The following is a 3,304-nucleotide window of genomic DNA, read 5'->3' on the forward strand; positions in this document are numbered from 1 at the left end:
ATACGTTCTTTGACATAGAGGAAAACAGAGTTAAGAAAAAGAAGAGAATAAACGCGTGATTAACCTATGGTTGGTCACCCGAGCCGGTGGAGTCTACGGACTGCACCTCTACGAGAAGTAGAAAAGGGCACACGGGGGATGCCTAGGCTCTCAGAGGCGATGAAGGACGTGATAAGCTGCGAAAAGCTACGGGGATGGGCACATACCAGGTGATCCGTAGATATCCGAATGGGGCAACCCCCTATCTTGAAGAGATAGGATCTGGTGTCTTTTAGACAGCAGAGGCAAACCCGGGGAACTGAAACATCTAAGTACCCGGAGGAAAAGAAAATAACATATGATTCCCCCAGTAGTGGCGAGCGAACGGGGAGGAGCCCAAACCGGGTTGGTTACGGCCAGTCCGGGGTTGTAGGACCTCAACATCTGATTAAGTTACTTTAGCCGAACGACGTGGGAAAGTCGATCATAGAGGGTGAGAATCCCGTAGGCGAGCTGGTAATTTACGGTAGAGGATTCCTGAGTAGGGCGGGGCCGGAGAAACCCCGTCTGAATCCAGCGGCACCATCCGCTAAGGCTACATACTCCTGAGAGACCGATAGTGAACTAGTACCGTGAGGGAAAGGTGAAAAGAACCGGGAATACCGGAGTGAAAAGAACCTGAAACCGTGTGCTTACAAGCAGTTAGAGCCTTTTAGTGGGGTGATAGCGTGCCTTTTGCATAATGAGCCTACGAGTTACTCCTCTCTGGCAAGGTTAAATGGCTTGAGCCATGGAGCCGCAGCGAAAGCGAGTCTGAATAGGGCGCAGAGTCAGAGGGGGTAGACGCGAAACTTTGTGATCTACCCTTGGGCAGGTTGAAGGTTGGGTAACACCAACTGGAGGACCGAACCAGTTTCCGTTGAAAAGGATTTGGATGACCTGAGGGTAGGGGTGAAAGGCCAATCAAACTGAGAAATAGCTCGTACTCCCCGAAATGTATTTAGGTACAGCGTCGGCGTTGAGTTACTGGGAGGTAGAGCTACCAATAGGACTAGGGGGTGTCATAGCCTACCGAATCCTGATGAACTCCGAATGCCCAGTAATATAGCCGGCAGTGAGGCGTGGGGTGCTAAGGTCCCATGCCGAGAGGGAAAGAACCCAGACCATCCGCTAAGGTCCCTAAATTCGGACTAAGTTGAACAAAGGAGGTCCACTTGCTTTGACAGCCAGGAGGTTGGCTTGGAAGCAGCCATTCCTTTAAAGAGTGCGTAACAGCTCACTGGTCGAGCGAGAGGGCATCGATAATACACGGGCATCAAGTCCGGTACCGAAGCGATGGATTTGACATTTAGTTGTCAAGTGGTAGGGGAGCATTCTAGTCAGCGGTGAAGGTGCGTCGTCAGGCGAGCTGGAGCGGCTAGAAAAGCAAATGTAGGCATGAGTAACGATAAAGGGGGTGAGAAACCCCCTCCCCGATAGACTAAGGTTTCCTGCTCAACGCTAATCGGAGCAGGGTTAGTCGGGACCTAAGGCTACGCCGAGAGGCTACGTCGATGGACAGCTGGTTGATATTCCAGCACTTATTCTTTGGAGTGATGCAGTGACGCAGAAGTGAAAGTACCGCGAGCGGACGGAAGTGCTCGTTAAAGGGTGTAGGTATAGGGAAGGTAGTCAAGTACGCCGTCTTTGCTGAAACCTGATAGTACCTAGCGGCCTCGGCCAATGGGATAGTGTACCTAATCAGACTGCCAAGAAAACCTGCTAAGCGTTTACTGAAGAATAACCCGTACCGCAAACCGACACAGGTAGTCAAGGAGAGTATCCTGAGGGGCTCGAGTGAATCACGGCCAAGGAACTCGGCAAAATGGTCCTGTAACTTCGGGAGAAGGGACGCTTCCTCATAGCAATATGAGAAGCCGCAGTGAAAAGGCCCAGGCGACTGTTTAACAAAAACACATGGCTTTGCGAACGCGTAAGCGGAAGTATAAGGCCTGACACCTGCCCGGTGCCGGAAGGTTAAGAGGGGAACTTAGCGCAAGCGAAGGTTTGAATCGAAGCCCCGGTAAACGGCGGCCGTAACTATAACGGTCCTAAGGTAGCGAAATTCCTTGTCGGGTAAGTTCCGACCTGCACGAATGGTGTAACGATCTGGGCGCTGTCTCAGCCGTGAGCTCGGTGAAATTGTAGTCTCGGTGAAGATGCCGAGTACCCGCCACGGGACGGAAAGACCCCGTGCACCTTTACTATAGGTTGACATTGCTGCTGGACAACACATGTGTAGGATAGGTGGGAGACTATGAGCCAGGGCCGCCAGGTTTTGGGGAGTCAACGTTGAAATACCACCCTTGTGTTGTTTGGCACCTAATCTGGAAAACGGAGACAGTGTCTGCTGGGTAGTTTGACTGGGGTGGTCGCCTCCAAAAAAGTATCGGAGGCTTTCAAAGGTCTGCTCAATCCGCTTGGTAACCGGATGTAGAGCGCAATAGCAGAAGCAGGCTTGACTGTGAGGCCTACAAGCCGAGCAGGGTCGAAAGACGGATATAGTGATCCGGTGGTTCCGCATGGAAGGGCCATCGCTCAAAGGATAAAAGGTACGCCGGGGATAACAGGCTGATCTCCCCCAAGAGCTCATATCGACGGGGAGGTTTGGCACCTCGATGTCGGCTCGTCACGTCCTGGGGCTGGAGAAGGTCCCAAGGGTTCGGCTGTTCGCCGATTAAAGTGGCACGCGAGCTGGGTTCAGAACGTCGTGAGACAGTTCGGTCCCTATCTGTGGTGGGCGTAGGATATTTGACAGGACCTGACTTTAGTACGAGAGGACCGAGTTGGACCAGCCGCTCGTGTACCGGTTGTGACGCCAGTTGCAGTGCCGGGTAGCGACGCTGGGATGAGATAAGCGCTGAAAGCATCTAAGTGCGAAACTCACCTGAAGATGAGATATCCGATTTAAGAGCCGTAGGAGACGACTACGTTGATAGGCCCTAGGTGTACAGTCAGAAATGGCATAGCCGAGGGGTACTAAGTGCTCGAACACTTCTGTAGCAAAGAGCTACCTCCTTTCTTTTTCTTAGACTCTGCCTCTATGTCGAATACGACAGCCGCCGGGTGTGCGAACACGCACTCGGGTCAGGCTGACTTGATAATGGTGGCTTTAGCCCGGGTGTTCACCTCTTCCCATTCCGAACAGAGTCGTTAAGCCCCGGAGCGCCTATGGTACTGCCTTCATCGGTGGGAGAGTCGGTCGCCGCCAACCTTATCATCCATCCAGCCTCGCGGCGTTCCCCCTCACCGGGTGAATGCGCGAGGCTGAATGCGTTTATACCAG

2 rRNA genes are annotated in these 3,304 nt (G+C 52.8%); both read left to right on the forward strand.

From position 1 onward, the window contains the following. The first annotated feature begins 111 nt into the window (after positions 1-111). Positions 112-3,020, forward strand: a 23S ribosomal RNA gene (locus tag EI293_RS21970). 100 nt (positions 3,021-3,120) lie between these two features. After that, a 5S ribosomal RNA gene (gene rrf / locus EI293_RS21975) occupies positions 3,121-3,232 on the forward strand. Positions 3,233-3,304 lie beyond the last annotated feature (72 nt).

It is taken from the genome of Hymenobacter perfusus, from assembly GCF_003944765.1.
Classification (GTDB): domain Bacteria; phylum Bacteroidota; class Bacteroidia; order Cytophagales; family Hymenobacteraceae; genus Hymenobacter; species Hymenobacter perfusus.